Raw genomic sequence first — 25,536 nt, forward strand, 5'->3', positions numbered from 1 at the left:
AGCGTTATTTTCGCCAGATTGGATACCCGGTTTTTCCATCCGGGTTTTCGACAGGAATTCCGGCACCGCCGCGGGACGGCGATGCCGCTAGCCGATCTGAGGATCAGACCAGGAAATAGGCCATCAGAGCGAGGAGGATGGCGACGCTGATGGTGCCGTATTTGACCAGCACGATAAACCCTTCATAGGTTTGCTCATGCGCCACGTAATCGTTGCCGTCGGCGGTCGTATAGGCCACTTCGCTATGGTCTGCCATCGCTGTCCCCAGTCAGAAATTCGCGTTCTGCGAGCCATTACCGCAAACAGGTTGGCAGGGCAACGGCGTGGTCCCGATCGGGCGATTTGAACCGCAAATCGTCCCCGATTCACCCCTCGAGCGACGGCCCTGCGGCCGCCCCTCTAGCAGGATTGATCTCCCAAACGCGGGCGTCACGGGACGATCATGCCGTGAGGCGCAAAAAACGCAGCGCGAATCCGACCCGAGCCAGCCGGAAGGCCGATGGTCGTCAGCCCATCGTCTCCAATTCGTCGATCATGCCGGCGATGACGGACAGGCCGCCGTCCCAGAATTTCGGGTCCTTGGCGTCGAGCCCGAACGGCCGCAGCAGCTCGGAGTAATGCTTGGTGCCGCCGGCGGCGAGCATGTCGAGATAGCGCTCGGCGAAACCGTCGGATGCGTGCTCGTAGACCGCATAGAGCGAGTTCACCAGGCAATCGCCGAACGCATAGGCGTAGACGTAGAACGGCGAGTGGATGAAGTGCGGGATGTACATCCAGAACGTCTCGTAGCCCGGCTTGATCTCGATCGCTGGCCCCAGGCTCTCGCCCTGCACGCTGAGCCACAGCTCGCCGATCCGCTCGGCGGTGAGCTCGCCGTTCTTGCGCTCGGTATGAACCGCACGCTCGAATGAATAGAACGCGATCTGCCGCACCACGGTGTTGATCATGTCCTCGACCTTGCCCGCGAGCAGCGCCTGGCGCTGCTTTGCGTTCTTGGTCTGGGACAACAGCCGCTTGAAGGTCAGCATCTCGCCGAACACGCTCGCGGTCTCCGCCAACGTCAGCGGCGTCGGCGCCATCAGCGCGCCGTTCTTCGCCGCCAGCACCTGATGGACGCCATGGCCGAGCTCATGCGCCAGGGTCATCACGTCGCGCGGCTTGCCCTGATAGTTCATCAGCACATAGGGATGCGCCGACGGCGTGGTCGGATGCGAGAACGCACCGGGCGCCTTGCCGGGACGCACCGGCGCATCGATCCAGCGATCGCTGAAGAAGCGTTCCGCGATCTCGGCCATCTTGGGCGAGAAGCCATTATAGGCCGACAGCACCATGTTGCGCGCCTCGGGCCAGGCGATGGTGCCGGTCGCCGCGAACGGCAGCGGCGCGTTGCGATCCCAGTGCGGCAGCTTCTTCTTTTTGAACCAGCCGGCCTTCAGCGCGTAATAGCGGTGCGACAGCTTCGGATAGGCCGCGCGCACCGAGGCGACCAGCGCATCGACCACCTCGCGCTCGACCCGGTTGTTGAGATGGCGGGAATCCGCGACATCCTGGAAGCCGCGCCAGCGGTCGGAGATTTCCTTGTCCTTGGCCAGCGTGTTGGTGATCAGCGCGAAGGTGCGCTCATTGTCCTTGAAGGTCTTGGCGAGCGCCTGCGCCGCCGCCTTGCGCTTGTCGCCGGCCTTGTCCTGCAACAGGTTCAGCGTCGGCTCGATCGCGAGCTCCTTGCCCGCGACCTTGAAGCGCAGGCCCGAGATGGTCTGGTCGAACAGCCGGTTCCAGGCCGCGTAGCCGCTCTGCGCCTTTTCGTGGAAGAGCTGCTCGACGCGGTCCTCGAGCTGGTACGGCTTGTCCTTGCGCAGATCCTCGATCCACGGCCGGTAGTGGCCGAGCGCGGGTTCGGCCATCGCGCGCTCGATCACATCATCGTCAACGCGATTGAGCTCGAGCGAGAAGAACAGCAGATGCACCGACGCCGCCGTCAGCCGCTCGGAGACGTCGCCGTAGAATTTCGAGATCGCGGGATCGACGCTGTCGCCGGCATGGACCAGGCCGGCATAAGAGCCGAGACGGCCAGCCAGATCGTCGATCGCCTCATAGCGCCGGATCGCCCCGGCCAGCCACTTTCCGCCGCCTTCCTTGCCGGTATTTTCGGCAAGCTTGCCCTTGTAGTCGGTCTCAAACGCGACGCAATCTGCATCCATTTTCTGCAAATCGCGTGCGACCTCTGGCGCGTCGATACCGGAGTAGAGATCTGCCAGATTCCATTCCGGAAGCTTGCCGGTCTTGCCGGCTGCCTGTTTCGCCGCCGGGGTGGCTGCGGCCGGTTTGCGTTGCGCGGCCGTCTTGCGCAGCACGACGTCCTTGCGGAGCGCGGCCTTGCCGAGAGCAGACTTGCTGAGAGCAGACTTCTTGGAAGCAGTTTTGGAGCGCGAGGTCATCTTGTTCGTAACCTTACTTCAGTCGGAAAGATGTCGGCGGCGGCGGAATGAAAGCGGGTTTGCAAGGTTTAAGAGTGCGTTAATCGGCATCGGCGACATTGCCCCGATTCGAGACAGATAAACGTAGCGTGCGGGGAAAACCATGGCTGCCACCATTTTGATCGCCGATGATGACGCAGTACAGCGTCGTTTGGTTGAAAACATGGTGCAGAAGTGCGGCTATGAGCCCCTCGTCGTGGACAGTGGCGACGCGGCGATAGCGGCCCTGACCGCATCCGAGACGCAGGCGATCGATGCCGTCGTGCTCGACCTCGTGATGCCGGGCCTCGACGGTCTCGGAGTCCTCGCAAAAATTCGTGAAGCTGGTTTGAACGTCCCGGTCATCGTGCAGACCGCGCATGGCGGCATCGACAATGTGGTGTCGGCGATGCGCGCCGGTGCCCAGGATTTCGTCGTCAAGCCGGTCGGCTTCGAACGGCTGCAGGTCTGCCTGCGCAACGCCCTCAACGCATCGGCGCTGAAGGGCGAATTGCAGCGCATCCGCCACAGCCGCGAGGGCCGGCTGACCTTCTCCGACATCATCACCCGCAGCGAGGCGATGGCCGGCGTGCTGCGCACGGCGCAGAAAGCGGCATCCTCGACCATCCCGGTGCTGATCGAGGGCGAGTCCGGCGTCGGCAAGGAACTGTTCGCGCGCGCCATCCACGGCAGCAGCGAACGCAAGGCCAAGCCGTTCGTCGCGGTGAACTGCGGCGCGATCCCGGACAATCTCGTTGAATCGATCCTGTTCGGCCACGAGAAGGGCGCCTTCACCGGCGCCACCGAGCGTCACCAGGGCAAGTTCGTCGAGGCCCATGGCGGCACGCTGTTCCTCGACGAGGTCGGCGAACTGCCGCTGGCCACGCAGGTGAAACTGCTGCGCGCGCTGCAGGAAGGCACCGTCGAGGCGGTCGGCGGACGCAAGCCGGTCAAGGTCGATGTCCGCATCATCTCGGCGACCAACCGCAAGCTGCTCGATCTCGTGAAGGCCGGCCAGTTCCGCGAGGACCTGTTCTATCGCCTGCACGTGCTGCCGCTGACCATTCCGGCGCTGCGGCAACGGCGCGAAGACATCCCGCATCTGCTACGGCATTTCCTGGCGCGGTTCTGCGCCGAGGAGAACCGCAACATCACCGGCATCAGCGGCGATGCGATGGCGCACCTCGCGCAGCTCGATTGGCCGGGCAACATCCGCCAGCTCGAGAACACGGTGTATCGCGCCGTGGTGATGAGCGATGGCGACCAGCTCGGGCTCGCCGACTTCCCGCAAGGAGCGTCGCATCCGGTGCCGGAAGGCAAAATGCTCCAGGGCGAGCCGCTGGTGGTGTCGCCGTCCACGGCGCCTGCCATGATATCTGGTAATGAAATACCGGTAACCACCGCCCTGCCGACAGCGGGCGGCCTCTCGATACTCACTGCCGCGGGCGAGGTGCGTCCGCTAGAAGATCTCGAGAACGAGATCATCCGGTTCGCGATTTCGCATTATCGCGGACAGATGTCGGAGGTCGCGCGCCGCCTCAAGATCGGCCGCTCGACCCTCTACCGCAAGCTCGACGAAGCCGCGGCCGGCACGCGCACAAGCGACGCCACCTAACCCTGAGGCCGACACGGCCATACCAGGGAACCTTTTGAACCGTGTCCCGTCGGTGACAGACAAAGGCTGTGCCGCGTGGCAAAAACGCACGGCCCGAGCGAAATCAGCCGCTTCGAGGTCAGTTTGTCGTGAGTTGCCCCGCAAGGCGCTGGCTGCATAAGAGGGGCAAATGTATCGTCTGCGTCAATTGCGTGCAGGCATACGAGTCGTTTGAGAAGCCGGCGCCTTTCGCGCAAGCTATGAAACCGAATACCGATTTGAACTGTTCCAGAATCTGAGGGGCAGTTCCACCCAGGGGGTGTGAAAATGCGTGACTGTTCCAACAACCGTCGAGGATTTGACCGCGTATTGATGGCCGTCGCGGCGACCTTCCTCACGGTGTCCGCGAGCTCGGCCTTCGCGCAGGACACGCCTCGCTCCAGCGCCTCGGAATTGGCGATCGACGCCGCGATCCCGCGCCCCGAACCGGCCAATGTGCCGCCGCCCACCGCAAGCGATTTCAAGGCCGACACCACCGCCGCGCTGCCCGACGCAGCCAAGCCGGCGGACGTGAAGCCCGCCGAGGTGCAGGCCACCGATGCAAAGCCGGCAGAACCGAGCGCGACCGCCAAGGCCGTCGAGCCGAAGCCCGCCGATGTCGTCACTGCGCCGGCGACCAAGCCCGCCGATGCACCCAAGATCGATACACTGAAGACCGATACCGCGGTCGCGCCGGCTGCGGCCACACCCGCCCCTGCAACCGCAACGGCGCCTGCCGCAGCTCCGGCTCCCGCGACAGCAGCAGCCCCGGCGACTGAGCCCGCGAAAGCCGCGAGCAACGTTGCCGCCGAGGATCAGCCGGTCGCCGACAAGCTGCGCGAGCTGCTCGCCGGCAAGTCGCTGCGCACCTTCGATCGCAAGAACGAACGCGCAGCCGCCGAGAAGTTCTATTCGGCCCGCGAATATGCACCCGTCTTCACCAAGGCCGGCAAGTTGACCGATGCCGGCAAGGGCGTCATCGCCCGCCTGAAGGATGCGGCCGCCGACGGCCTCGATGCATCAGACTATCCGGTGCCGGATTTCACTGCTGCGACGACGCCGGATGCGCTGGCCGACGCCGAGCTGAAGCTCGCGGCCAGCATGCTGGACTATGCGCGCCAGGCCCAGAGCGGCCGCATGCACTGGTCGCAGGTGTCGGCGGACATCCTCTATCCGGAGCATCCGATCGATCCGGCTGAGGTGTTTGCGAATGTGACCTCGGCCAAGGACGCCTCTGCCGCGCTCGACGGCTACAACCCGCCGCAGAAGCTCTACAAGGAGCTGAAGAAGAAGCTCGCCGAGCTGCGCGGACAGGGCGACGGCCCGGTGATCATGATCGCCGACGGCCCCGCGCTGAAATACGTCCCCGCGCGCAAGAAGCAGGCCGCGGTCGAGATGGACGATCCGCGCGTGCCCGACCTGCGCAACAAGCTCGGCATCACCGAGGATGCCGACAGCACCAGGTATGACGCAACGGTGGCGCGGGCCGTGGAGAAATTCCAGAGCAGCGTCGACCTCAAGGCGACCGGCGTGCTCGACGAGCGCACGGTGAAGGCGTTGAACAATCCGAAGCGCGACCGTCAGATCGACACCGTGCTCGTCAACATGGAGCGCTGGCGCTGGCTGCCGCGGCAGCTCGGCGCGGCCAATGTCGGCAATGCCTATGTGATCCTCAACATCCCCGACTATACGCTGAAGGTGATGCAGAACGGCGCGCAGGTCTGGACCACGCGCGTCGTCACCGGCAAGCCCGGCCAGCACGCCACGCCGCTGCTGACCGAGACGATGAAGTACATCACGGTCAACCCGACCTGGAACGTGCCGCCGTCGATCATCTACAACGAGTATCTGCCGGCCCTGCAGCAGGATCCGACGGTGCTGCAGCGCATGGGCCTCAAGCTCGAGCGCAACCGCGACGGCTCGATCCACGTCTCGCAGCCGCCCGGCGAAGCCAACGCACTCGGCCGCATCCGCTTCAACTTCCCGAACAAGTTCCTGGTCTATCAGCACGACACGCCGGACAAGTATCTGTTCGCGAAGGATGAGCGCGCCTTCAGCCACGGCTGCATGCGCGTGCAGAATCCGGATCAGTACGCGTCCGTGCTGCTCAACATCACCGAGCCGAACCAGCACTACACGCCGGAGCGGATCCGCAGCATGTACGGCTCGAGCGAAGTCGATCTGAAATTCCCGACGCCGATCCCGGTCAACATCACCTACCAGACCGCGTTCGTGGACGACGCCGGCAAGCTGCAAATCCGCAGAGACATCTACGGCCGCGACGCCGCCATGCTGTCGCTGCTCAAGAACAGCCGCGGCAAGGATCTCGAAACGGTCGTGGCGCACGCCCAGCCGAGCTACGCGCGGCCGTCGAGCAGCAGCCTGCCGCCTGGCGTCAACGTCGCCGGCGACAACAGCGGGTTTGGCTCCTCCGGACCGAACTTCTTCGAGCGCCTGTTCGGGGGATTCGGCCAGCCGGAGCCGCAGCCGGTCCGCCGCGGCCAAGCCCAGCAGCAGCGCCGGGTGATCACCCGCTAAATCTGCCTCTCCGCCCGATTGGGATAAATATTGAAGTAAAATCAACGATCTCGCTCAAAAAGCGAGATCGTTTACGTTAACCATTTGCGATGGGGTCCGGGGAACAGGGCTATCTTTTGCCACACTCCCCCAGTTAGTTAAGCCCAACTTGGGGGCGGGTCGGTAAACCTCGGTTAACCCTCCCGCTTTAAGAAAGCGTTCACCGTCTTCCGCAGGGGGTCTGCGAGGATGCCGACCGAACGCTCGTCGACTGGGTGGGCTCATAGTGCTGGCTGTTTTCGCACGCCGCTACAAACCTCTGTCGCTGCCTAAGGCCGGGTACCAAGTCGGCCTGACCGCGCTATTGCTGTTGGCGGGCGCCGGCTCGGTGCACGATGCGACTGCGCTGAACCAGACCCGCACCCTCTCCTTCCACCACACCCATTCCGGCGAAGACCTCACCATCACCTTCAAGCGCGATGGCCGCTACGACGAAGCCGCGCTGAAGCAGCTCAATCACTTCCTACGCGACTGGCGCTCCCAGGATGAGACGGTGATGGACCGTCATCTGTTCGACATCCTCTGGGAAGTCTACAGCGACGTCGGCGGCAAGCAGCCGATCCAGATCATCTCCGCCTATCGCGCCCCCGCCACCAACGCCATGCTCCGCCGCCGCTCCTCGGGCGTTGCGCGCCACAGCCAGCACATGCTGGGGCATGCGATGGACTTCTTCATTCCCGGCGTTCCGCTGGAGCAGATCCGCTTCGCCGGCCTGCGCCTGCAGCGCGGCGGCGTCGGCTTCTATCCGACCTCGGGCTCGCCCTTCGTGCATCTCGACACCGGCGGCATTCGCCACTGGCCGCGGATGACCCGCGAGCAGCTGGTCCGGGTGTTCCCCGACGGTCGCACCGTCCATGTCCCGACCGACGGCACGCCGCTGAAGGGTTATGAACTCGCCAAGGCCGACATCGAACGCCGCGGCAATGGCGATGATGCTGCGACCATCAGCAAGCCGACCCTGTTCGCGAAGCTGTTCGGTGGTGGCAAGTCGGGCGACGATGAAGACGAAGGCGCGGCTGCCGTGAACGACAAGCCCGCCGCACCGACCGTGGTTGCGGCCGCAGCGCCCGCCAAATCCACCGACCCCGTTCCGCTGCCGCGCGCCAAGCCGCAGCAGTTCGCCGCCGCGATCCAGCTCGCCGCCGCCGACGCCCAACTCGTCCCGATGCCGAAGGCGAAGCCGGCGGTGCAGGTGGTGCAGACTGCCGAGAACACCGCGCCGCAATCGCCCGCCGACATCATCAATGCCCGCGGTTTCTGGGGTGACGAGTCCGCGGCGCCGAAGCAGGCATCGGCCGCGCAGATCGCCGCGCTGAAGGCGCGTGAGGCGGTCGGCGGCTCCGATCCGCAGACCACCGCCAGCACGACCGAGAACTTCAACAAGGCGCTCGCTTATGCGCCGGCTGCGTCCTCGCCGGTCGACCGTGCCAATATCGTCGCGGCGACTGCGCCGATCCCGCGCAATGTGCGCCCGGCGCGCAATACGGCGGCGCCGGCCACCGAAATCAACACCGTGGTTGCGAAGGGCACACCTGGCCAGGGCGTGATCACGACATCGGCGCGGATTTCGGCCGCCAAGGGCAACGACATCTGGATGCGCGTCGTGATGCTGGCGCCGAGCGCGAGCAGCGGCATGCTGACCACCGTGCTTGGCGACACCGATATGAACATGATGCGGGCTCACTTCGTGAAGCCGCAGGCCGCCGTCGCCATGACCTTCTCGGAAGATCCGATGATGGGCATGACCTGCGACCGCTTCTCGGGCTCGGCGACCGCCCTCCTGACGACCCAGTCCTTCGTGCTGCGCACCGCCTCGCTGCGCTAGGCGTCTGCCCACAAGATCACTTCTTCAGCCGTTCAAGCCGGCAGCCCTGCCTTGAGCAGGCCGGCCTCGTAGCGCGCCCTGTCGGGCGCGCGCTTGTAGTGCTGGGTTGCCAGGTGAGCGGCGACCGAGAAGGTCGGCTCGCGCTTCAGCACTTCGGTGGCATGGGCTGCGGCCGCCACCGCGTTGCCCATCTGCGCCAACGTCGCAGCGAGGAAGGCGTGATGGGTGTGGTCGGGCCGCGTGATCCGCGAGAACGCCTCGGCCGCATCAGCATATTTCTCGGCGCAATAGCAGGCGCGGCCGAGATGACTCCAGAATCGCTCCGGATGGAACGGATTGAGGCGCATCGCCCGCTTGATCCAGTCGATGCCCTCCTCCGGCCGCCCGAGCCAAGTCAGGAGCTCGCCCTGCTGCACGACGACGAGGTCGTAGTTGGGATTGAGCGCGAGCGCGCGCTCCTGATGGAAGGCCGCCTTGTCGTGGTCGTCGCGGTTGAGGTTCAGCGCGGCGAGGATCCGGTGCACGTCGCTGTCGTTGTCGTCGAGCTTGAGCGCGATCTCGAGCTCGGCCGCCACCTGCGCGAAGGTCGCGTCGCGGTCGTCGCACCAATTGTAGACCCAGGTCTGGCCGAGCACGCAGGCCCGCCAGGCGTGCGCATGGGCGTAGTTGGGATCGAGCACGATGGCGCGCTCGAGCAAACGCTGCGCCTCCGCATTGTCGTCGCGCGCCGAGCGATGATGCAGCACCTTGGCGGCGAGCACGCACTCATAGGCCGCCATGTTGTCGGTCGGCTTGCGCTTGACGCGGTCATGGGCGGCAGCCTCGACACGCCCCGGCAAGGTCGACACGATCGCGCGCGTCATCTCGTCCTGGATCGCGAAGATATCGGCGAGCTCGCGGTCGTAGCGTTCGGCCCAGACATGCCGGTCGGCCTCGGCATCGATCAGCTGCACGGTGACGCGAATCCGGCCGCCCGCCTTGCGCACGCTGCCTTCCAGCACATAGTCGACCGCGAATTCCTTCGCGACGTCCTGCACTTTCACCGCCTTGCCCTTGTACACGAAGGTCGAGTTGCGCGAGATCACGAGCAGATCGTGAAAGCGCGACAGCTCGGTGATGATGTCCTCGGTGAGCCCGTCGGCGAAGAATTCCTGCTCGGGATCGCCGCTCATATTGACGAGCGGCAGCACGGCGATCGAGGGCTTTTTGGCGACGACAGGGGCGGCCGCCGCGCTCGGATGGTCGGTTGCGGATCTTGCGCCGGATTCGAGATGGACGCGGAAAACCCGGATCGGCCGCGCGATGTTCTTGACGGTCTGGTCGCCGAGATCCTCGAAGCTCAGATCTTCCAGGCGATCGCCGACCTGATCGCGGACCGCACCTGAAATGCAGATGCCGCCGGGCTCGGCCAGCACCTCGAGGCGCGAGGCGACATTGACGCCGTCGCCGAAGATGTCGGCGCCGTCGACGATCACATCGCCGAGATTGATGCCGATGCGAAACTGCATCCACCGCGCCGGCGCGACGTCGGTGTTGCGCTTGGCCATCCGGCGCTGGACCTCGGCCGCGCACAGCACCGCATCGACGACGCTGTGGAATTCGACCAGCAGACCGTCGCCGGTGGTCTTGATGATGCGGCCGCGATTCTTGGTGATGGCCGGATCGATCAGCTCGATCCGATGGGTTTTGAGGCGCGCAAGGGTGCCCGTCTCGTCAGCCTCCATCAGGCGGCTAAAGCCGACCATGTCGGCGGCGAGGACCGCAGCGAGCCGACGCTCTGGTCCTGGCACGTCCATCTGAACGCTCTGCCCGGTTACCTCACCGGCAGTGTAGCAAATCCCGGGATTTCACCCAAGCCTCGCCAAGAGGATTGGGCGAGTTACCTCGGGCGGGCGCCTTGACGACGCGAGAACCGGCCCGCCGGCCGCCTCAGAGCATCCCGAGAGCCTGCATATAGGTCTCCAGGATGGTTTCCTGCTCCTGGCGCTCGTTGGCATCCTGCTTGCGCAGGCGCACGATGGTGCGCAGCGCCTTGACGTCGAAGCCGTTGCCCTTGGCCTCGGCATAGACATCGCGGATATCGTCCGAGATCGTCTTCTTTTCCTCTTCCAGCCGCTCGATGCGCTCGATGATGGATTTGAGCTGGTCCTTGGCAAATCGCGTTGCGGGTTCATCCTGAACGGCGGCAGACGTGGTGGCCATCGCGTACTCCTGAAATGGCAATGAAATGTCGCGCGAATACGCGCCACGCGCACCGCTTGTCGCGGGCGACCCTCGATTTTGGAGCACGTCCCGTCAAGGAAACATCGCGCTCATCCACAGCGCGCCCACAGGAGATGCAGACGGCCACGGAACTGGCGTCACATCAATCGGGAATTAGTGCCCGCTTTGGGCCTTCTTCATCGCCGCGAGCTGCTCCGGCGTCGCGCTGCCCTGATGCTTCGCCTTCCACTCCTCATAGGGCATGCCGTAGACCGCCTCGCGGCTCTCGTCCTTGCTCACCGCAAGGCCCTTGGCGTCGGCCTCTTCCTTCATCCAGTTGGACAGGCAATTGCGGCAGAAGCCGGCGAGGTTCATCAGGTCGATGTTCTGCACATCGGTCCGGTTGCGGAGATGATCGACGAGGCGCCGGAACACCGCGGCCTCAAGTTCTGTTCTGGTTTTGTCGTCAATGCTCATGATCGTGATCCCGGTGTGATGCGCTCACCATATTGATATCAGGTGGGAATTGTCACAGATTTTGCCACATCGACGCGCAATACGGACCTCTCCGGCCACACTTGCCACGGTCCCACAGCGTGGGGGACGGGCGCCCGCCCGTTGACAGTGCCTGCCGGGCACGCGAAATCGACAATGAACTGATATAGCTTCGCCGCATGAGCCCAACAGATTCTCTCGCCTCAGCTCCCCGCACCATCCGCCTGATCCTGGCCGGCATCCTGCCGGTGCTGGCGCTGGTCGCGGCATGCCTGTGGACGAGCCCGGCGGCCGCCGATTTCCGGCTCTGCAACAACACCTCGAGCCGGGTCGGGATCGCGCTCGGCTACAAGGATGCCGAGGGCTGGACCACGGAGGGCTGGTGGAATGTGTCGTCGCGGACCTGCGAGACCTTGCTGCGCGGCAATCTTGTGGCGCGCTACTACTACATCTACGCTCTCGACTACGATCGCGGCGGCGAATGGTCGGGCCAGGCCTTCATGTGCTCGCGCGACAAGGAATTCACCATCAAGGGCACCGAGAATTGCCTGGCGCGGGGTTTTGACCGCACCGGCTTCTTCGAGGTCGACACCGGCGAGCAGCGTGCATGGACCGTCCAGCTGACCGAAGCCAACGAACAACAGCCGCAGAAAGTACCGGGAATGCCGGGCGGCGTGGCTCCGGGAAGCCCCGGGGCGATGCCGGGCCTGCCCAACCCGCCGCCGGGCGCAGCGCCGCCGGGCGCGTCGGGTCTGCCGCCAGCCGCACCACCCGGAAACAAACAATGAGACGACTGCGCCGAATCAAGATCCTTGCAACGCTCGGCCCGGTCTCCTCAGACAGCGCGATGATCCGCAAGCTGTTCGAGGCGGGTGCCGACGTGTTCCGCATCAACATGAGCCATACCCCGCATGACAAGATGCGGGAGCTGGTGAAGACCATCCGCAATGTCGAATCGAGCTACGGCCGGCCGATCGGCATCCTGGTCGACCTGCAAGGACCGAAGCTGCGGGTCGGCGCCTTCGCGGAAGGGTCGACCCAGCTCAAGAACGGCCAGAGCTTCATTCTGGATTCCGACAAGACGCCGGGCGACAACAGCCGCGTCCAGCTTCCGCATCCGGAGATCCTCGCCGCGCTCCGCCCCGGTCACGCGCTGTTGCTCGACGACGGCAAGGTGCGGCTGATCGCCGAGGAAACCTCGCCCGACCGCGCGGTCACGCGCGTCGTGATCGGCGGCAAGATGTCGGACCGCAAGGGCGTCAGCCTGCCCGACACCGACCTGCCGGTCTCCGCGATGACCCCGAAGGACCGCGCCGATCTCGAAGCCGCGCTGCCGGAAGGGATCGACTGGGTTGCGCTGTCCTTCGTGCAGCGTGCCGAGGACGTGATCGAGGCCAAGAAGATGATCCGCGGCCGCGCCGCCGTGATGGCCAAGATCGAGAAGCCGCAGGCGATCGACCGCCTCGCCGACATCATCGAGGTGGCAGACGCACTGATGGTGGCGCGCGGCGATCTCGGGGTCGAGCTGCCGCTGGAGCGGGTGCCGAGCCTGCAGAAACAAATGATCCGGATGGCGCGCCGCGCTGGCAGGCCGGTGGTGGTCGCAACCCAGATGCTGGAGTCGATGATCCAGGCACCGGTGCCGACGCGCGCCGAAGTCTCCGACGTCGCCACCGCCGTCTACGAGGGCGCCGACGCCATCATGCTGTCGGCGGAATCCGCGGCCGGCAAATTCCCCATCGAAGCGGTCTCGACCATGAACCGCATCGGCGAGGAGGTCGAGCGCGATCCGACCTATCGCAGCGTGATCAGCGCACAGCGCGTCGACCCCGAGGCGACGGTGGGCGATGCCATTGCCGATGCCGCGCGGCAGATCGCCGAGACGCTCGATCTGTCGGCGATCATCTGCTGGACCTCATCCGGCTCGACCGCGATCCGCGTGGCGCGCGAGCGGCCCAAGGTGCCGGTGGTCGCGATCACGCCGAACCTCGTCACCGGGCGCAAGCTGTCGGTGGTGTGGGGTGTGCATTGCGTGGTCGCCGAGGACGCGCATGATCTGGACGACATGGTCGAACGCGCCGGCTCGATTGCATTCCGGGACGGCTTTGCCAAGGCCGGCCAGCGCGTCATCATCGTCGCCGGCGTGCCGCTCCGCGCGCCCGGCACCACCAACATGCTGCGCATCGCCTCGGTCGGACCGAACGGCGACGCGCAGCTTTAACCCGCCGCGCCGGACCACGCATCAGCGTGGCCCCGATGCTGCGCTCCAGACCGTCAGCCCTGCAACGCCGCGTCGAGCGTGATCTTGGTGTTGAGCAGCTTCGACACAGGGCATCCGGCCTTGGCCTTGCCCGCCAATTCCTGGAACGCTGCGTTATCGGCGCCGGGGATCTTCGCCGACAGCGTCAGGTGCACGGCGGTGATGGCGAAGCCGTCGGCGACCTTCTCCAGGGTCACGTCGGCCTTGGTCTCCATGTGCTCGGCCGTCAGCTTGGCTTCGCCCAGGATCAACGACAGCGCCATCGTGAAGCAGGCGGCATGCGCCGCGCCGATCAGCTCTTCGGGGTTCGAGCCGGGCTTGCCCTCGAAGCGGCTGGCGAAGCCATAGGGATAATCCGCGAGCGCGCCGCTCTTGGTCGAGATCGCGCCCTTGCCGTCCTTGATGCCACCCTGCCATTTGGCCGAACCATGGGTCGTCGTCATGCGTTGCTCCGTGAGGTTGGTTGAACCCAGCCTCAACCTACAACGCCAATGCGACGGAAGTGTTCGCCGCGCAGTCGCGATCTCAGGCCCCGACCAGCGCCTTTGCGGGGGTCGTCGCCTGCACCACAAGGCCACGGGCGCGCGCGTCCATCACACCGACCGCGCGCAGCGCGAGCAGCGTCACGGTCTGCACCGCATCGCGCAGCTTGATCGGATCGTCGAGATTGGCCGGCGCCAGCGGGCCGACCAGCGCTTCGTGCAGCGCGCCGAGCAAGGCGGTGGCGGCCAGCCCCGTGTCCTGCGCCGGCAGATGTCCGGCGCGTACGGCGGCGTCGATGCGCATGGCAAGCTCGCCGGAAATATCGCGGCGGCTGGCGAGGCGCGAGGCGGTGACATCGACATCCACCGGCTCGGCCAGGATGCCCCAGGCCAGCTTGCGCTGCGACAGCACATGGACCGCAATCGTCGTGACCGCGGCGGCCAGCGCCGATGACGGTCCGGGCGCGGCCTCTGCGGCGCGCCGGATCGCGGACAATTCGTCACGCGAGACTTCGGTGATCAATTCCGAGATCAGCTCGGCCTTCGACGGGAAATAGCGATAAACGGTTCCGGCCGCGACATTGGCCCGCACCGCGACGGGTGCGATCTGGACCGCGGCCATGCCGCCCGCCGCCGCCGCGTCGCGCGCAGCCGACAGGATGGCGCTGCGCCGGGCAGCCAGCCGTTTCACGACCTGATGAGTTCGCCGGTAGACCATGGCATTCCGCCCCCCACCGTGTGCCTGGGCCGGCGCCCACCGGCAGAACACACGCTTCTTCAATGTTTTGAACGATCGATCCCGCAACCGTTTGAAGAAGTGAACAACTATTCAGACTGAATGACAAGCTGGAATTGTAAGGATTTTGCGACGGCCGCAACGCCACCTCCGATTGAACTGGCGGCCGCTTCGGCCGACGGAAGCGCCAGGTGCCAACGGCACTTGGGTCCGGATCGGGCTTCCGATGGTAAATCGCGCGCCAAGATGATTGCTCGAAAGCGAGACATCCGATCTCGCGCGGACCCACGGCATCGCGGTCGCATTTACCCGAATTTATCGGAAGCCGTGGTCGAGTGCGCCCAACGCCACGTGTGCGTTGCCTCGATGTCCCCGGCCGAGCCAAGAAAGCGCATGTCACTTTCCATCACCAGCAGCGTGAGCAGCCGTAGCGCGGTGCGAGGACTGCTGCCGCTGTGCGCCGCCGTGGGCGCCTATCTGTTCTATCTCTCTGCCGGTGAAATCCTGCTGCGCGATTCCGACACCGAGTGGCAGATCAAGGTCGGACAGTGGATCCTCGAACACGGCGCGATGCCGACATCAGACGTGTTCTCGTTCACCCGTTTCGGCGAGCCCTGGATCTCGAGCTCGTGGCTGTCGCAGGTGGCGTACGCTCTCGTGTACGGCGGCGATTGGGCCGGGCCGGTGATCCTGACGTCGATCGCGATCGGTGCGTCGGTCGCGATCTTCCTGCATCTGTTGAGCCCGTATTTCGATCCGGCGCGGGCACTCCTGATCGCGGCGCTGGCGCTGCTGCTGTCGACGATCCACTTCTTCGCGCGGCCACATATGCTGGCACTGCCGGTGCTGCTGGCGTTCATCGGCGGCCTGATGTCGGCCGCGGATCGCCGCACCCATCCGTCATGGTGGCTGCTGCCGCTGATGGCGCTGTGGGCCAATCTGCATGGCGGCTTCGTGCTCGGCCTGGCGCTGATCGGGCCGATCGGACTGGAGGCGGTGTGGAGCGCGGAGCCGAGCCGCCGCCGCCAGCTCATCGTGCGATGGGGATTGTTCGGCGTCGCTGCGCTGGCCGCGAGCTGCGTGACGCCCTATGGCTGGAATAGCCTGCTGGGTGCGACCAAGATCCTCAGCCTCGGCAAGCTGCTGTCGATGATCGGCGAATGGCTGCCCGCGGATTTCAGCAAGCCCAGCTTCTTCGAAGCCACGCTGCTCGGCCTGATCGGTATCATCTGCTATCGCGGGCTGACCCTGTCGGCGCCGCGGATCCTGTTGCTGCTCGGGCTGATCTGGATGGCGCTGAGCCATATCCGTAACATCGAGGTGTTCGCGTTCATCGCGCCGCTGGTGCTCGCCAAGCCGGTCGCCGAACAATGGGGAATGGCAGGCGTCCGCGCCGCCCGCTTCGAAGAAGGACGCGCCGTCCCCGTCGTCACGATCCTGGCTGCCATCGCGATGGTGATCGGAGCGTGGGTGACGACGACGATGTTCGTCGCACAGCACGAGTTCAAATTCCTGCCGGTGTTCTCGCCCGTTGCCGCGGTCGACGTCCTCCAGCAACACAAGGCGCAGCGCGTGTTCAGCACCGCGCCGTTCGGCGGCTACATGGTGAGCCGCGACATGAAGGTGTTCATCGACGGCCGCGCCGAGCTTTATGGCGAGCAATTCGTGCTCGACTATTACGCCGCGCTCGATGCCCGCGACGTCGGCCAGCTGCTGGACCTGCTCGACAAATACCGGATCGACGCCACGCTGCTGAGCTCGGACTCTCCGGCCGGAAACGCACTGGACCATCTCAAGGGCTGGAAGCGGCTCTACAGGGACGACATCGCCGTCATCCATGTGCGATCGGACGAGACGGCCGGCGTAGTGCCGGCGGCTGAGGGTTCGAAGTAGCCTCAGCGCTTGCCGCGTTCTTTGACCGGGATCACGAATTTCAGCCCCGACCACACCGCATCGACGGCGCAGACCTTGATGTCGACCAGGCCGGACGCGAGCCCGATCTCGCGCACCGCTCTGTCGTCGAGATCGGTCGCGACGCCTGAGCTCTTCTTCGGCCACGACACCCAGATCATGCCGTTGGGCGCGATCGCCTCCCGGTAACGCTGCAGCTTTGCGGCCAGCCCCCTGGCCTCGGCGGCGAACAGATGCACGGCATCGAGCGGCGCCCTTGCGGTCTTCGCGATCCGCACATCAGCAGGCAGCTCGCCGACGATGTCGCCATAGGGAACGGACAACCCGTCGACAAAAATACAAAAGCCCGGCTTGAAGCCGAGCTTTTGCACAATCGGTTTGCCGGAAGTGCCGGCCATGGCAAGCGAGGCTTACGCCTGCGGCTGCGGCTCCATGCCGGTGTCCGGATCGGGACGCGGGCGCGACTTGCCGGCCGGCGGCACGGCGGAGGCGCGCGGCGTCGACGGCTCGAGCACGGACTCGCGGTTGGGCTTCTTGCCCTTCAGCAGGTCGATGATCTCGTCGCCGGTCAGCGTCTCGAACTCGAGCAGGCCCTTCGCCAGGGCTTCGAGGTCGCCATGCTTCTCGGTCAGGATCCGGGTCGCTTCCTTGTAGCCTTCCTCGACCAGGCGCTTGATCTCGGAGTCGATCTTCTGGACCGTCGCCTCCGACGCATTCTGGGTGCGCGAGACCGACATGCCGAGGAACACCTCGTCCTGGTTCTCGCCATAGGACACGGTGCCGAGCTCTTCCGACAGGCCCCAGCGTGTCACCATCATGCGGGCGAGGCGGGTCGCCTGCTCGATGTCGGAGGCGGCGCCCGAGGTCACCTTCTCGCGGCCGAAGATCAGCTCTTCCGCGACACGGCCACCCATCATGATGGCGAGGCGCGAGGTCATCTGCTCCAGCGACATCGACAGCTTGTCGCGCTCCGGCAGCTGCATCACCATGCCCAGCGCACGGCCGCGCGGAATGATGGTCGCCTTGTGGATCGGATCGGTCGCGACGACGTTGAGGCCGACGATGGCATGGCCGCCCTCGTGATAGGCCGTCAGCAACTTCTCTTCTTCGGTCATGACGAGCGACTTGCGCTCGGCACCCATCATCACCTTGTCCTTGGCCTCTTCGAACTCGGCCTGCGTCACCATCCGCTTGTTGCGGCGGGCAGCGGTCAGCGCAGCCTCGTTGACAAGGTTCATCAGGTCGGCGCCCGAGAAGCCCGGGGTGCCGCGTGCGATGGTCTTGAGGTTGATATCCGGCGCCAGCGGCACCTTGCGGACGTGGACCTTGAGGATCTGCTCGCGGCCGACGACATCCGGATTCGGCACCACGACCTGACGGTCGAAGCGGCCCGGACGCAGCAGCGCGGGATCGAGCACGTCGGGACGGTTGGTCGCCGCGATCAGGATCACGCCTTCATTGGCCTCGAAGCCGTCCATCTCGACCAGCAACTGATTCAGCGTCTGCTCGCGCTCGTCATTGCCGCCGCCGAGGCCGGCGCCGCGATGACGGCCGACCGCGTCGATTTCGTCGATGAAGATGATGCAGGGCGCGTTCTTCTTGGCCTGCTCGAACATGTCGCGGACACGGCTCGCGCCGACGCCGACGAACATTTCGACGAAGTCAGAACCGGAGATCGTGAAGAACGGCACGTTGGCTTCACCCGCCACCGCGCGCGCGATCAGCGTCTTGCCGGTGCCGGGAGGGCCGACCAGCAGCACGCCGCGCGGAATGCGTCCACCGAGCCGCTGGAACTTGCCGGGGTCGCGGAGGAATTCGACGATCTCCTGCAGATCCTGCTTGGCTTCGTCGACACCCGCGACGTCCTCGAAGGTGACGCGGCCATGCGCTTCAGTCAGCATCTTGGCGCGCGACTTGCCGAAGCCCATCGCCTTGCCGGCGCCGCCCTGCATCTGCCGCGACAAGAAGATCCAGACGCCGATCAGCGCGATGAACGGCAACCAGGAGACGAGCAGCGAGACGAACCACGGCACGTTGTCGCCGGGCGCCTTCGCGGTGATCTGCACCTTGGCGTCATAGAGGCGCTTCACGAGCGACGGATCGCTCGGCGCGTAAGTCTGGAAGCTGGTGCCGTTGTTGAAGGTGCCGTGAATCTCGGGCCCCTGAATCACGACGTCGCGGACATGGCCCTGATCGACTTCAGTGAGAAGCTGCGAGAACGAGATATCCGAGGACGACGAGCGCTGGCCAGGATTCTGGAAAAGCGTGAACAACGCCAGCAACAGCAGGACAATGATGACCCAGAGGGCGAAATTCCGCAGATTGGCGTTCATGGTCTTCCTTCGTGGTCGCGCGGATCGCGGCCTCTCTCTAATCCTTGGGCAGGCTCTGTGGGAATCCCCAGGGAATCCATCCCGTCGATGCCTACAATCTAGGTGCCGCTGGGGTCGATGCCAAGGGAACCACGCACGACTATTTACCGCATCCTAGCCCGATTCCCGGTCAAAAAATGACGCGGAATCCGGTGTTTTTCCGGGGTGGTTAAGCCACCTTGCCGGTTTATGACAGCGATTGAAACAATCGAACCCGGCTCAGCGGGAACGGGCCCGGCGAGGCGGCGCCGGGCTGATCCTGATGCGGCCGGAGGCGACGCTGATGACCGCTCCGGCAAGCGTCTGTTTCAGCTTGGATTCGCGTTGTCCCAAGCGCTGACTGACGGCCTCATCGACCGCGGCGAGCAGGGTTTCGACCTTGCCGAGTTCGGCCGGCCCCTCATGTCCGGTGCGGTCGATGGCGCGCTTGAGCAGGCGGAGGCGAATTTCGTCCGGCATCATCGCGAACAGCGCCGCGTCGAAGCCCGCGTCGAGGTTATCCTCGCTTTTCAACGCAAGATAGCGCTCGGCGCCATCGACCAGCACCTCCAGTGCGGCGTTGGCGCGCGCGATCCGCGCCGCGAGCCGTGCCAGGTTCCGCGCGTCGCCGCCCTCCTCCGCCAGCAGCGGCATCAGCGCACGCAGCCGCGGTCGCGTGAAGGACGGATCGCGGTTGGTCGGATCGTCGGCAAAGCCGATGCGCGCCTTCTTCAGCGTTGCGATCAACTGCGCCTTGGAGATATCGAGCAACGGTCGCGTCAGCATGACGCCGTCGCGCTCGGTCTCGCGCGCCATCGCCGAGAGGCCCGCGACGCCACTGCCGCGCAGCATCCGCATCAACAGCGTCTCGGCCTGGTCGTCACGGGTGTGCGCGGTCAGGATATGCGTCGCACCGTGCTTGCGCGCGGCTTGCGCGAGCAGGCGATAACGCGCCTCACGCGCGGCTGCCGGCACGCCGCTCCTGGGCTTGGGCCCGCTCCAGCGCAAGGTGTGATGCGGCAGGTCGAGGCTTCGCGCCAGCCGCTTGACGTCGCGCGCCTCGCGGGCAGCTTCAACACGCAGGCCGTGATCGACGGTGACCGCCACCAGCCGCGGCCCCTGCGCCAGCGCGCGGCGCCAGCGCGCGGCCAGCCACATCAACGCGACGGAATCGGGACCGCCCGACACCGCGAGCACGATCGCCGGCGCACGCGCCAAGTCTGCGAACAGGCGCTTGGCGTCGCTTGCCGGGATAGCGGATTGGACGTCGGGCATCACAGAACCAGCAGGTCGCGGAAAGGCCGGAAGCGGCCTCCCCCGGCTGGTTTAGCACTTCACGCGCTTCTGCTCGCGGTCAACCGCAGCTTTGACCCCGCCTGACGCGCGCGGGTACTTCCGCGTGATCTCGCCGAACGCGGCGCAGGCGGCTTCCTTTTCCTTCAGCGCCGCCAGCGACTGGCCGAGCCGCAGCAGCGCGTCGGGCGCCTTCGCGGACTTGTCGAACTTGGTGGTCACACCGAGGAAGGTTTCCGCAGCATCGCGATATTGCTGGCGCTGGAAATAGCTTTCGCCGAGCCAGTATTGCGAATCCGCCACCAAAGGATCGCTCGGATATTTGGTGGCGAAGTTCTTCATCGTCTCTTCGGCGAGCGCATAGTCCTTGCGCTGCATGTAGCCGATGCCGAGGTCGAACTCGTCCTTCGGCGTCGCCGACGGCGGCAATGTGGTCAGGGCCGCGCTCGCGCCGGGCGCCCGCTGCGGGCTCGTGTTGCCGAGATCGAGCGGCTCGCCCGCGCCGCGGCCGCCGGGCGCGCCGACCGCCGCATCGTTCTGCACCGGCATCTGGCCGCCGCCACCGAGCACGCGCGGCGCGCCGGGGGCATTCGGATTCTGGGCCGGATCGAAGGCATCGCCGCGGCCGCGGCGGCCGGGAGCCGCCGCCGCCGGCTCCTGCACGATCGGCGCGGGCGCCGCGATCTGCTGCTGGTCATAGCCGCCCTGCGGCTGCCGGCCATATCCCTGCTGCGGCTGGGCGTAGCCGGGCTGCGCCTGCGGGTACCCCTGCTGCGCCGGCGGCACCGCCGCGACACCGGGCTGGGCCGCCGGAGGCTGTCCATTCGGGCCGGGCGGCTGGCCGCCGAGCTGGCGCAGGCGCTCCTCGAGCTGGCGGTTGCGGTACTGCAGTTCCTCGTTCTGCCCGGTCAGCTGCCGCAGCTGGTTCTCCAGCCGCTCGATCCGCATCTCGGCATCGGAATCGTCGGATTGGGCAAACGCTGGTGCGGAAACGGCGAACAGCGCCGCGATCGCCGCGGCGGAAGAAAGAAAATGTAGCCTGGATGACATTTTGCCCTGACGACGAGATCGACGTGAAAAGCGCGCGACTTTGAGGGACGGAGTACGCCAGAATTGTGACTTGCAGTTCAAATCCGGGACAGCGTCGCGGATACCGGTTTAGTACGGACGGTGGAACAAGCAAGCGGCCAATTGCACGCAGCTTCGTTCATCTTGATGAAGCCGGGGTCAGGCTCTCACGCGCCAAAACCGGCGCCCGAAGGCGCCGGCTTGGAAAACGCATCCAGGATCGCGTCAGGAACTGGCGTTCAGCACGGTAACGGCGCGGCGGTTCTGCGACCAGCACGAGATGTCGTTACAGACCGCGACCGGGCGCTCCTTGCCGTAGGAGATGGTGCGCATGCGGCTCGGGTCGATGCCGCGCGAAGCGAGATAGGCGCGAACCGACTGGGCACGGCGCGCACCGAGCGCGATGTTGTATTCGCGCGTGCCGCGCTCGTCGGCGTGACCTTCGATGGTGAAGGAATAACGGTTGTAGGTCTGCAGCCACTGCGCCTGCTTGTCCAGGGTCGCTGTCGCCTGCGGGCTGAGATCGGTCTGATCGCTCTCAAAGAACACGCGGTCGCCGACATTGACCACGAAATCCTGTTGGCTGCCCGGGGTCGCGGCGCCGCCAATCGCGCCATTGGCGTCCAGCGGGTTCTTGTTGGCACAGGCACCCATCGACAACGCCACCGCCAGAACCGCAGCCAGCTTCATACCCTGGAGGATACGCATCTGATGTTTCATTCCGGAGCCTCCACGCTCACGCTCTTCGTACTGTCCATTGGGTCTACAGGGCGATGGTTAAGCGAACGTTCCGTCAACCTTGACGAGACCTTGCTGGACCCGATCAAATGCCAGGCAATGGCGAAAAGCGCCCCCGATGGTTAATGGGTGGCAAATGTGGCGCGATGGTGAAGGGAAGGCAAGGTTCGCAGGAACCGGCCGCTTTTGCAGGACAATTTGGCCCGCGCGCAACAGTCGATCGATGACAGATTGATCAGAGCGCCGGTTTGCTCACGGATTCGGCACGATCGAGGCGCGCTCGAACGGCCGGACGATACCGTCGGGCTGCAACTGGCCTTCCCGCTCAAACAGCATCCGCCGCTCGAAGGCGCTCGAGCGCAGGAACGGATAGCGGGCGAGCACACGCTCCCGCACGGTCGGCAGATGCGACGCCATTAACCCGACCGGCTTCACGAGCCCCGGATAGAGCCGCGGCTCCGACCAGGTCTCATGCAGGAACACACGCCGGTAGAACGCCATGTGCTCGGGCCGGACCGGCGCCAGGCCGTAATCGGCGTTGAAATGCACGCCCGCGGTCGAGCCGAGCCGCACCGTGACATAGGGCAGTTCCGGATTGTTCCGCGCCTTGTCGGGGTCCGCGACGAAGCGCGTCGAATCGATGAAGACCAGCCCCTGATCGAGTTTCGGCAGCAGCACGTCGCCGAACACGTCGAGCGTCGGCGACGAGCGCCACTCCGGTGTCGCGACGGTGATGCGGATCGAGCTGCAGAGCTCGCCTTGCAGATAGACGCCGAACACCCAGGCGTTCGGCGCATCGTCGAACTGATCGACGACGCGCTCGTCCGCCGAGGGCCGGATCGCGCCTTCGCGCAGATAGGCACGATAACGCAGCCGGTAGATTTCGTCTTTCTGTTCGGGGGTCTGAGCGAGACGGTAGTCGACTTGATCCAGAGGGTCCGCAAGCCTTCCTGTCGCGGGCTTAATGACTTCGGCCGCGGACCTCATATGGTACTCCCTGAAACACCAACAACTTCAACGCGCGAGCCAAAAGATTAACAGCTTCTTAATTTTCGTCAAAGCAATCGCGGCATTACAGTTAACCTCTGACCGCAACGGTGCAATTCGAATCGTGCAGCCAAAGACTCTTACAACTATCGATTGAGAACAGTTGGTGCGTCAGCTCACGCGATTGAGCGCGAGGGAACCACGTGCAGTTGCTCGTCGGCCCGCCGGCCGTGCGAGGCATTGAGCAGCTGGCGAATACGGACGGCGGGAACCGGCCGGCTGAACAGGTATCCCTGTGCTTCGGTCACCGCGCCGTCGGCACTGATCAGTTCGAGTTGCTCGTTGGTCTCGATCCCCTCGACCACGACCGACATGCCGAGGTCCGCGGACAGCCGCGCCACGCCGCGCAGCAAGGTCAGCGGCCGGTCGCTGTCGATGCCTTCGAGGAAGGAGCGGTCGATCTTGACCTTCTGCAGCGGGAAATTGTGCAAATAGCTGAGCGACGAGTAGCCGGTGCCGAAATCATCCAGCGAGATCCGCACGCCGAGCGAGCGCAGTTGCGACAGCACGTCGTGGGTCAGCTCGGTGTTGTGCAGCAGCGAGGATTCGGTGATCTCGATCTCGAGGCGCTGCGCCGGCAGACCGGAGACCTCGAGCGCATAGCGGACCTCGCTCAGCACGTCGCGCTGATGGAACTGCTGCGGCGAGAAGTTGACCGCGACGCTGACCGCTTCGGGCCACTTCATGCATTCCATGCAGGCCTTGCGCAGGATCCAGCGGCCGAGATCGACGATCAGGCCCATGTCCTCGGCGACCGGAATGATGTCGACCGGTGAGACCGTGCCGCGCACCGGATGGTTCCAGCGCAGCAGCGCCTCGCAGGTCGAGACCTTGCCGGATTTCAGGTTGATCAGCGGCTGGTAGAACAGCTCGAATTCCTCGTTGGCGAGCGCCTTGCGCAGATCGAGCTCGAGGATACGGCGGGCCTCGACAGTCTGGGCCATCTCGTCGCGGAAGAAGCAGAAGGTGCCGCGGCCGTCGGCCTTGGCACGGTAGAGCGCCATATCGGCATTCTTCAGCAGCGTGTCGGCGCCGACGCCGGGCGCGGTCATCGCGATGCCGACGCTGGCGCCGATCTCGACCAGATGGTTGTCGATCTTGTAGCGCTCGCTGAGGCGGTCGACGATGCGCCGCGCCAGCGCGGCGGCGTCCTCATGCGAATGGATGTTCTGCTGGAACACGACGAACTCGTCGCCGCCGAACCGGGCCACGAAATCCTCCGGACGCAGCATCTCGCGCAGCCGTTCGGCGACCGCGCAAAGCAGCTGGTCGCCGCAGGGATGGCCGAGCGTATCGTTGACCTGCTTGAACTGGTCGAGGTCGACGAACAGCAATGCGGAGCGATGATCGCCATGCTGCATGGCGAGCAACCGGCCGATCTCGTCGCGGAAATTGACGCGGTTGGGCAGCGCGGTCAGTTCGTCGTAGCGCGCGAGATGGCTGATCCTGGCCTCGGCGTCCTTGCGCTCGGTGATGTCCTCGACCAGCACGACCGTGCCGCCGCCCGGCATCGGCTGGAACGTCCAGTCCAGCGAACGGTTCTGGGCCGGATCGGGGTCGCTGGTGACGATGTCGCCGCGCTGGGAGCTCTCGATCTCGTAGAGAATCTGTTGCGCGGCCGCGGCCGAGATCGCGCCGGACAGCACGCAGGCATTGCAGATATCGGTCGCGCTGGCGCCGCGCTGCACGAAATCGTCGGACAGCTCCATCATCTCGATGAAGCGGTGGTTCATCACCGCAAGGCGGCCGTCGGCGCTGAACATGCACAGGCCGTGCGGCATGTTGTTCAGCGCGGTATCGAACTGGCCCGCCAGCGCCGCCTCGCGCTCCTTGGCGATCCAGGCGTTGACGTAGATGCGCTGCAGGCTGGAGGTAAGGTGCCGGATGGCGCTGAAGAACACCAGGCTGAGCAGCGCAAGGGCGATGTGATAGGGACCGCCGACATACATCAGCGCTGCGATCAGGGGACCGATCGACATCAGCAGGTGCAGGTGGAATATCTGCGGCCGGCCGAAGGTCCGCCCCACTCCCGCCGAGGTGTAGGCGACCACGGTGGTCACGCAGAGCATATGCGCGGCGGCGTCGTTGGTCGTGAGCAGGACGGTGACGCCCCAGATGCCGAGCGAGATGCCGTAGGCGATGGTGCCGATCCGGTAGCGCTTCTCCCACGTCACGGATTCTTCGACGGTGAGACGGGAACTGCGCTGCTGATAGCGGTACATCTGCAGCGCGCGCGCCAGACCCACCACGATGAACAGCGGCACGCACAGCCAGGACAGCAGATTGCCGGTGACGAACGCAATCACGGCGCCCGCGATGGCGGGGCCGAAGGCGCCGAAGATCATGGGCGCGGGGTTCATGAACAGGGAATCGACCAGCGCCGCGGAGATCGTCGGCGACATCGACTGGTCCGGTTCTCCCGTCTGACTTGCAAACTGCATTGTGAGAGCGCGCGTCCTTTT

The 25,536-nt window shown here is 65.3% G+C and carries 20 protein-coding genes; 6 read left to right on the forward strand and 14 right to left on the reverse strand.

The window, feature by feature from the left end; genetic code table 11:
- Positions 1-103: 103 nt before the first annotated feature.
- Positions 104-256 carry an aa3-type cytochrome c oxidase subunit IV gene (locus tag ACOIX3_RS36640; protein WP_092123491.1) on the reverse strand — a complete coding sequence of 51 codons (153 nt, stop codon included), beginning with the start codon at positions 254-256 and terminating at the stop codon, positions 104-106.
- A gap of 250 nt (positions 257-506) precedes the next feature.
- On the reverse strand, positions 507-2,438 hold the full coding sequence (locus tag ACOIX3_RS36645) for a M3 family oligoendopeptidase (protein WP_420966865.1): 1,932 nt from the start codon (positions 2,436-2,438) through the stop codon (positions 507-509).
- A 142-nt stretch (positions 2,439-2,580) separates the two neighbouring features.
- On the opposite strand from ACOIX3_RS36645, the gene ACOIX3_RS36650 reads away from it, so the two are divergent.
- The 3 genes from ACOIX3_RS36650 to ACOIX3_RS36660 all read left to right on the forward strand — a co-directional run bounded on the left by ACOIX3_RS36650 (position 2,581) and on the right by ACOIX3_RS36660 (position 8,491).
- Positions 2,581-4,071: a sigma-54-dependent transcriptional regulator gene (locus ACOIX3_RS36650; protein ID WP_420966866.1), complete on the forward strand. Its 1,491-nt coding sequence runs from the start codon at positions 2,581-2,583 to the stop codon at positions 4,069-4,071.
- A gap of 306 nt (positions 4,072-4,377) precedes the next feature.
- Positions 4,378-6,627: a L,D-transpeptidase family protein gene (locus ACOIX3_RS36655; RefSeq protein ID WP_420966867.1), complete on the forward strand. Its 2,250-nt coding sequence runs from the start codon at positions 4,378-4,380 to the stop codon at positions 6,625-6,627.
- Between the two features lie 265 nt (positions 6,628-6,892).
- Positions 6,893-8,491 (forward strand): DUF882 domain-containing protein, encoded by a 1,599-nt coding sequence (locus ACOIX3_RS36660; RefSeq protein ID WP_420966868.1) that lies wholly within the window; start codon positions 6,893-6,895, stop codon positions 8,489-8,491.
- Between the two features lie 32 nt (positions 8,492-8,523).
- On the opposite strand, the gene ACOIX3_RS36665 is transcribed toward ACOIX3_RS36660, so the two are convergent.
- From ACOIX3_RS36665 to ACOIX3_RS36675, 3 genes are all read right to left on the reverse strand, one after another.
- Entirely contained in the window at positions 8,524-10,287 is a 1,764-nt protein-coding gene (locus tag ACOIX3_RS36665; RefSeq protein WP_420966869.1) for an adenylate/guanylate cyclase domain-containing protein, read from the reverse strand.
- 133 nt (positions 10,288-10,420) lie between these two features.
- Positions 10,421-10,693 (reverse strand): DUF2312 domain-containing protein, encoded by a 273-nt coding sequence (locus ACOIX3_RS36670; protein ID WP_029085502.1) that lies wholly within the window; start codon positions 10,691-10,693, stop codon positions 10,421-10,423.
- Between the two features lie 174 nt (positions 10,694-10,867).
- Positions 10,868-11,170, reverse strand: a complete 303-nt coding sequence (locus ACOIX3_RS36675) for a DUF1244 domain-containing protein (RefSeq protein ID WP_029085501.1) — start codon at positions 11,168-11,170, stop codon at positions 10,868-10,870.
- 197 nt (positions 11,171-11,367) lie between these two features.
- Between ACOIX3_RS36675 and ACOIX3_RS36680 the strand changes: the two genes are divergently transcribed.
- Entirely contained in the window at positions 11,368-11,976 is a 609-nt protein-coding gene (locus ACOIX3_RS36680) for a DUF1036 domain-containing protein (RefSeq protein WP_092123478.1), read from the forward strand.
- On the forward strand, positions 11,973-13,409 hold the full coding sequence (gene pyk, locus ACOIX3_RS36685) for a pyruvate kinase (protein WP_420966870.1): 1,437 nt from the start codon (positions 11,973-11,975) through the stop codon (positions 13,407-13,409). Before ACOIX3_RS36680 ends, pyk begins: the two co-directional genes overlap by 4 nt.
- Positions 13,410-13,462: 53 nt before the next feature.
- Here the strand turns inward: pyk and ACOIX3_RS36690 are convergent, their stop codons facing one another.
- Positions 13,463-13,891 carry an OsmC family protein gene (locus ACOIX3_RS36690; protein WP_420966871.1) on the reverse strand — a complete coding sequence of 143 codons (429 nt, stop codon included), beginning with the start codon at positions 13,889-13,891 and terminating at the stop codon, positions 13,463-13,465.
- Positions 13,892-13,973: 82 nt separating this feature from the next.
- The gene (locus ACOIX3_RS36695; protein WP_092123472.1) at positions 13,974-14,648 is read right to left on the reverse strand and encodes a TetR/AcrR family transcriptional regulator; all 675 of its coding nucleotides are present in this window, start codon (positions 14,646-14,648) and stop codon (positions 13,974-13,976) included.
- A 411-nt stretch (positions 14,649-15,059) separates the two neighbouring features.
- Here ACOIX3_RS36695 and ACOIX3_RS36700 point away from each other — a divergent pair, with 411 nt between their 5' ends.
- Positions 15,060-16,559 (forward strand): hypothetical protein, encoded by a 1,500-nt coding sequence (locus tag ACOIX3_RS36700; protein WP_420966872.1) that lies wholly within the window; start codon positions 15,060-15,062, stop codon positions 16,557-16,559.
- A gap of 2 nt (positions 16,560-16,561) precedes the next feature.
- On the opposite strand, the gene ACOIX3_RS36705 is transcribed toward ACOIX3_RS36700, so the two are convergent.
- The 7 genes from ACOIX3_RS36705 to ACOIX3_RS36735 all read right to left on the reverse strand — a co-directional run bounded on the left by ACOIX3_RS36705 (position 16,562) and on the right by ACOIX3_RS36735 (position 25,515).
- Complete coding sequence (locus ACOIX3_RS36705; protein WP_420966873.1) at positions 16,562-16,975, reverse strand: DUF3052 domain-containing protein; 414 nt, start codon at positions 16,973-16,975, stop codon at positions 16,562-16,564.
- Between the two features lie 12 nt (positions 16,976-16,987).
- The gene (gene ftsH / locus ACOIX3_RS36710) at positions 16,988-18,910 is read right to left on the reverse strand and encodes an ATP-dependent zinc metalloprotease FtsH (RefSeq protein ID WP_097676103.1); all 1,923 of its coding nucleotides are present in this window, start codon (positions 18,908-18,910) and stop codon (positions 16,988-16,990) included.
- A gap of 258 nt (positions 18,911-19,168) precedes the next feature.
- A complete protein-coding gene (gene tilS / locus ACOIX3_RS36715; RefSeq protein WP_420966874.1) occupies positions 19,169-20,203 on the reverse strand; it encodes a tRNA lysidine(34) synthetase TilS in 1,035 nt (344 codons plus the stop codon).
- 51 nt (positions 20,204-20,254) lie between these two features.
- Positions 20,255-21,271, reverse strand: a complete 1,017-nt coding sequence (gene ybgF / locus ACOIX3_RS36720) for a tol-pal system protein YbgF (RefSeq protein WP_420966875.1) — start codon at positions 21,269-21,271, stop codon at positions 20,255-20,257.
- Positions 21,272-21,514: 243 nt separating this feature from the next.
- Positions 21,515-22,009 (reverse strand): peptidoglycan-associated lipoprotein Pal, encoded by a 495-nt coding sequence (gene pal / locus ACOIX3_RS36725; protein WP_092123460.1) that lies wholly within the window; start codon positions 22,007-22,009, stop codon positions 21,515-21,517.
- A gap of 270 nt (positions 22,010-22,279) precedes the next feature.
- Positions 22,280-23,014 (reverse strand): N-acyl amino acid synthase FeeM domain-containing protein, encoded by a 735-nt coding sequence (locus tag ACOIX3_RS36730; protein ID WP_420966876.1) that lies wholly within the window; start codon positions 23,012-23,014, stop codon positions 22,280-22,282.
- 176 nt (positions 23,015-23,190) lie between these two features.
- Positions 23,191-25,515 (reverse strand): putative bifunctional diguanylate cyclase/phosphodiesterase, encoded by a 2,325-nt coding sequence (locus ACOIX3_RS36735; RefSeq protein ID WP_420966877.1) that lies wholly within the window; start codon positions 25,513-25,515, stop codon positions 23,191-23,193.
- Positions 25,516-25,536: the final 21 nt, after the last annotated feature.

The organism is Bradyrhizobium sp. B120 (assembly GCF_049075665.1).
In the GTDB taxonomy this organism is placed as follows: domain Bacteria; phylum Pseudomonadota; class Alphaproteobacteria; order Rhizobiales; family Xanthobacteraceae; genus Bradyrhizobium.

Bases quoted from the DNA above. Each gene is read 5' to 3' on its own strand.
- ACOIX3_RS36640 (WP_092123491.1), bottom strand. From the start codon at position 256: ATGGCAGACCATAGCGAAGTGGCCTATACGACCGCCGACGGCAACGAT.
- ACOIX3_RS36645 (WP_420966865.1), bottom strand. From the start codon at position 2,438: ATGACCTCGCGCTCCAAAACTGCTTCCAAGAAGTCTGCTCTCAGCAAG.
- ACOIX3_RS36650 (WP_420966866.1), top strand. From the start codon at position 2,581: ATGGCTGCCACCATTTTGATCGCCGATGATGACGCAGTACAGCGTCGT.
- ACOIX3_RS36655 (WP_420966867.1), top strand. From the start codon at position 4,378: ATGCGTGACTGTTCCAACAACCGTCGAGGATTTGACCGCGTATTGATG.
- ACOIX3_RS36665 (WP_420966869.1), bottom strand. From the start codon at position 10,287: ATGGACGTGCCAGGACCAGAGCGTCGGCTCGCTGCGGTCCTCGCCGCC.
- ACOIX3_RS36670 (WP_029085502.1), bottom strand. From the start codon at position 10,693: ATGGCCACCACGTCTGCCGCCGTTCAGGATGAACCCGCAACGCGATTT.
- ACOIX3_RS36675 (WP_029085501.1), bottom strand. From the start codon at position 11,170: ATGAGCATTGACGACAAAACCAGAACAGAACTTGAGGCCGCGGTGTTC.
- ACOIX3_RS36680 (WP_092123478.1), top strand. From the start codon at position 11,368: ATGAGCCCAACAGATTCTCTCGCCTCAGCTCCCCGCACCATCCGCCTG.
- pyk (WP_420966870.1), top strand. From the start codon at position 11,973: ATGAGACGACTGCGCCGAATCAAGATCCTTGCAACGCTCGGCCCGGTC.
- ACOIX3_RS36690 (WP_420966871.1), bottom strand. From the start codon at position 13,891: ATGACGACGACCCATGGTTCGGCCAAATGGCAGGGTGGCATCAAGGAC.
- ACOIX3_RS36695 (WP_092123472.1), bottom strand. From the start codon at position 14,648: ATGGTCTACCGGCGAACTCATCAGGTCGTGAAACGGCTGGCTGCCCGG.
- ACOIX3_RS36700 (WP_420966872.1), top strand. From the start codon at position 15,060: ATGTCACTTTCCATCACCAGCAGCGTGAGCAGCCGTAGCGCGGTGCGA.
- ACOIX3_RS36705 (WP_420966873.1), bottom strand. From the start codon at position 16,975: ATGGCCGGCACTTCCGGCAAACCGATTGTGCAAAAGCTCGGCTTCAAG.
- ftsH (WP_097676103.1), bottom strand. From the start codon at position 18,910: ATGAACGCCAATCTGCGGAATTTCGCCCTCTGGGTCATCATTGTCCTG.
- tilS (WP_420966874.1), bottom strand. From the start codon at position 20,203: ATGCCCGACGTCCAATCCGCTATCCCGGCAAGCGACGCCAAGCGCCTG.
- ybgF (WP_420966875.1), bottom strand. From the start codon at position 21,271: ATGTCATCCAGGCTACATTTTCTTTCTTCCGCCGCGGCGATCGCGGCG.
- pal (WP_092123460.1), bottom strand. From the start codon at position 22,009: ATGAAACATCAGATGCGTATCCTCCAGGGTATGAAGCTGGCTGCGGTT.
- ACOIX3_RS36730 (WP_420966876.1), bottom strand. From the start codon at position 23,014: ATGAGGTCCGCGGCCGAAGTCATTAAGCCCGCGACAGGAAGGCTTGCG.
- ACOIX3_RS36735 (WP_420966877.1), bottom strand. From the start codon at position 25,515: ATGCAGTTTGCAAGTCAGACGGGAGAACCGGACCAGTCGATGTCGCCG.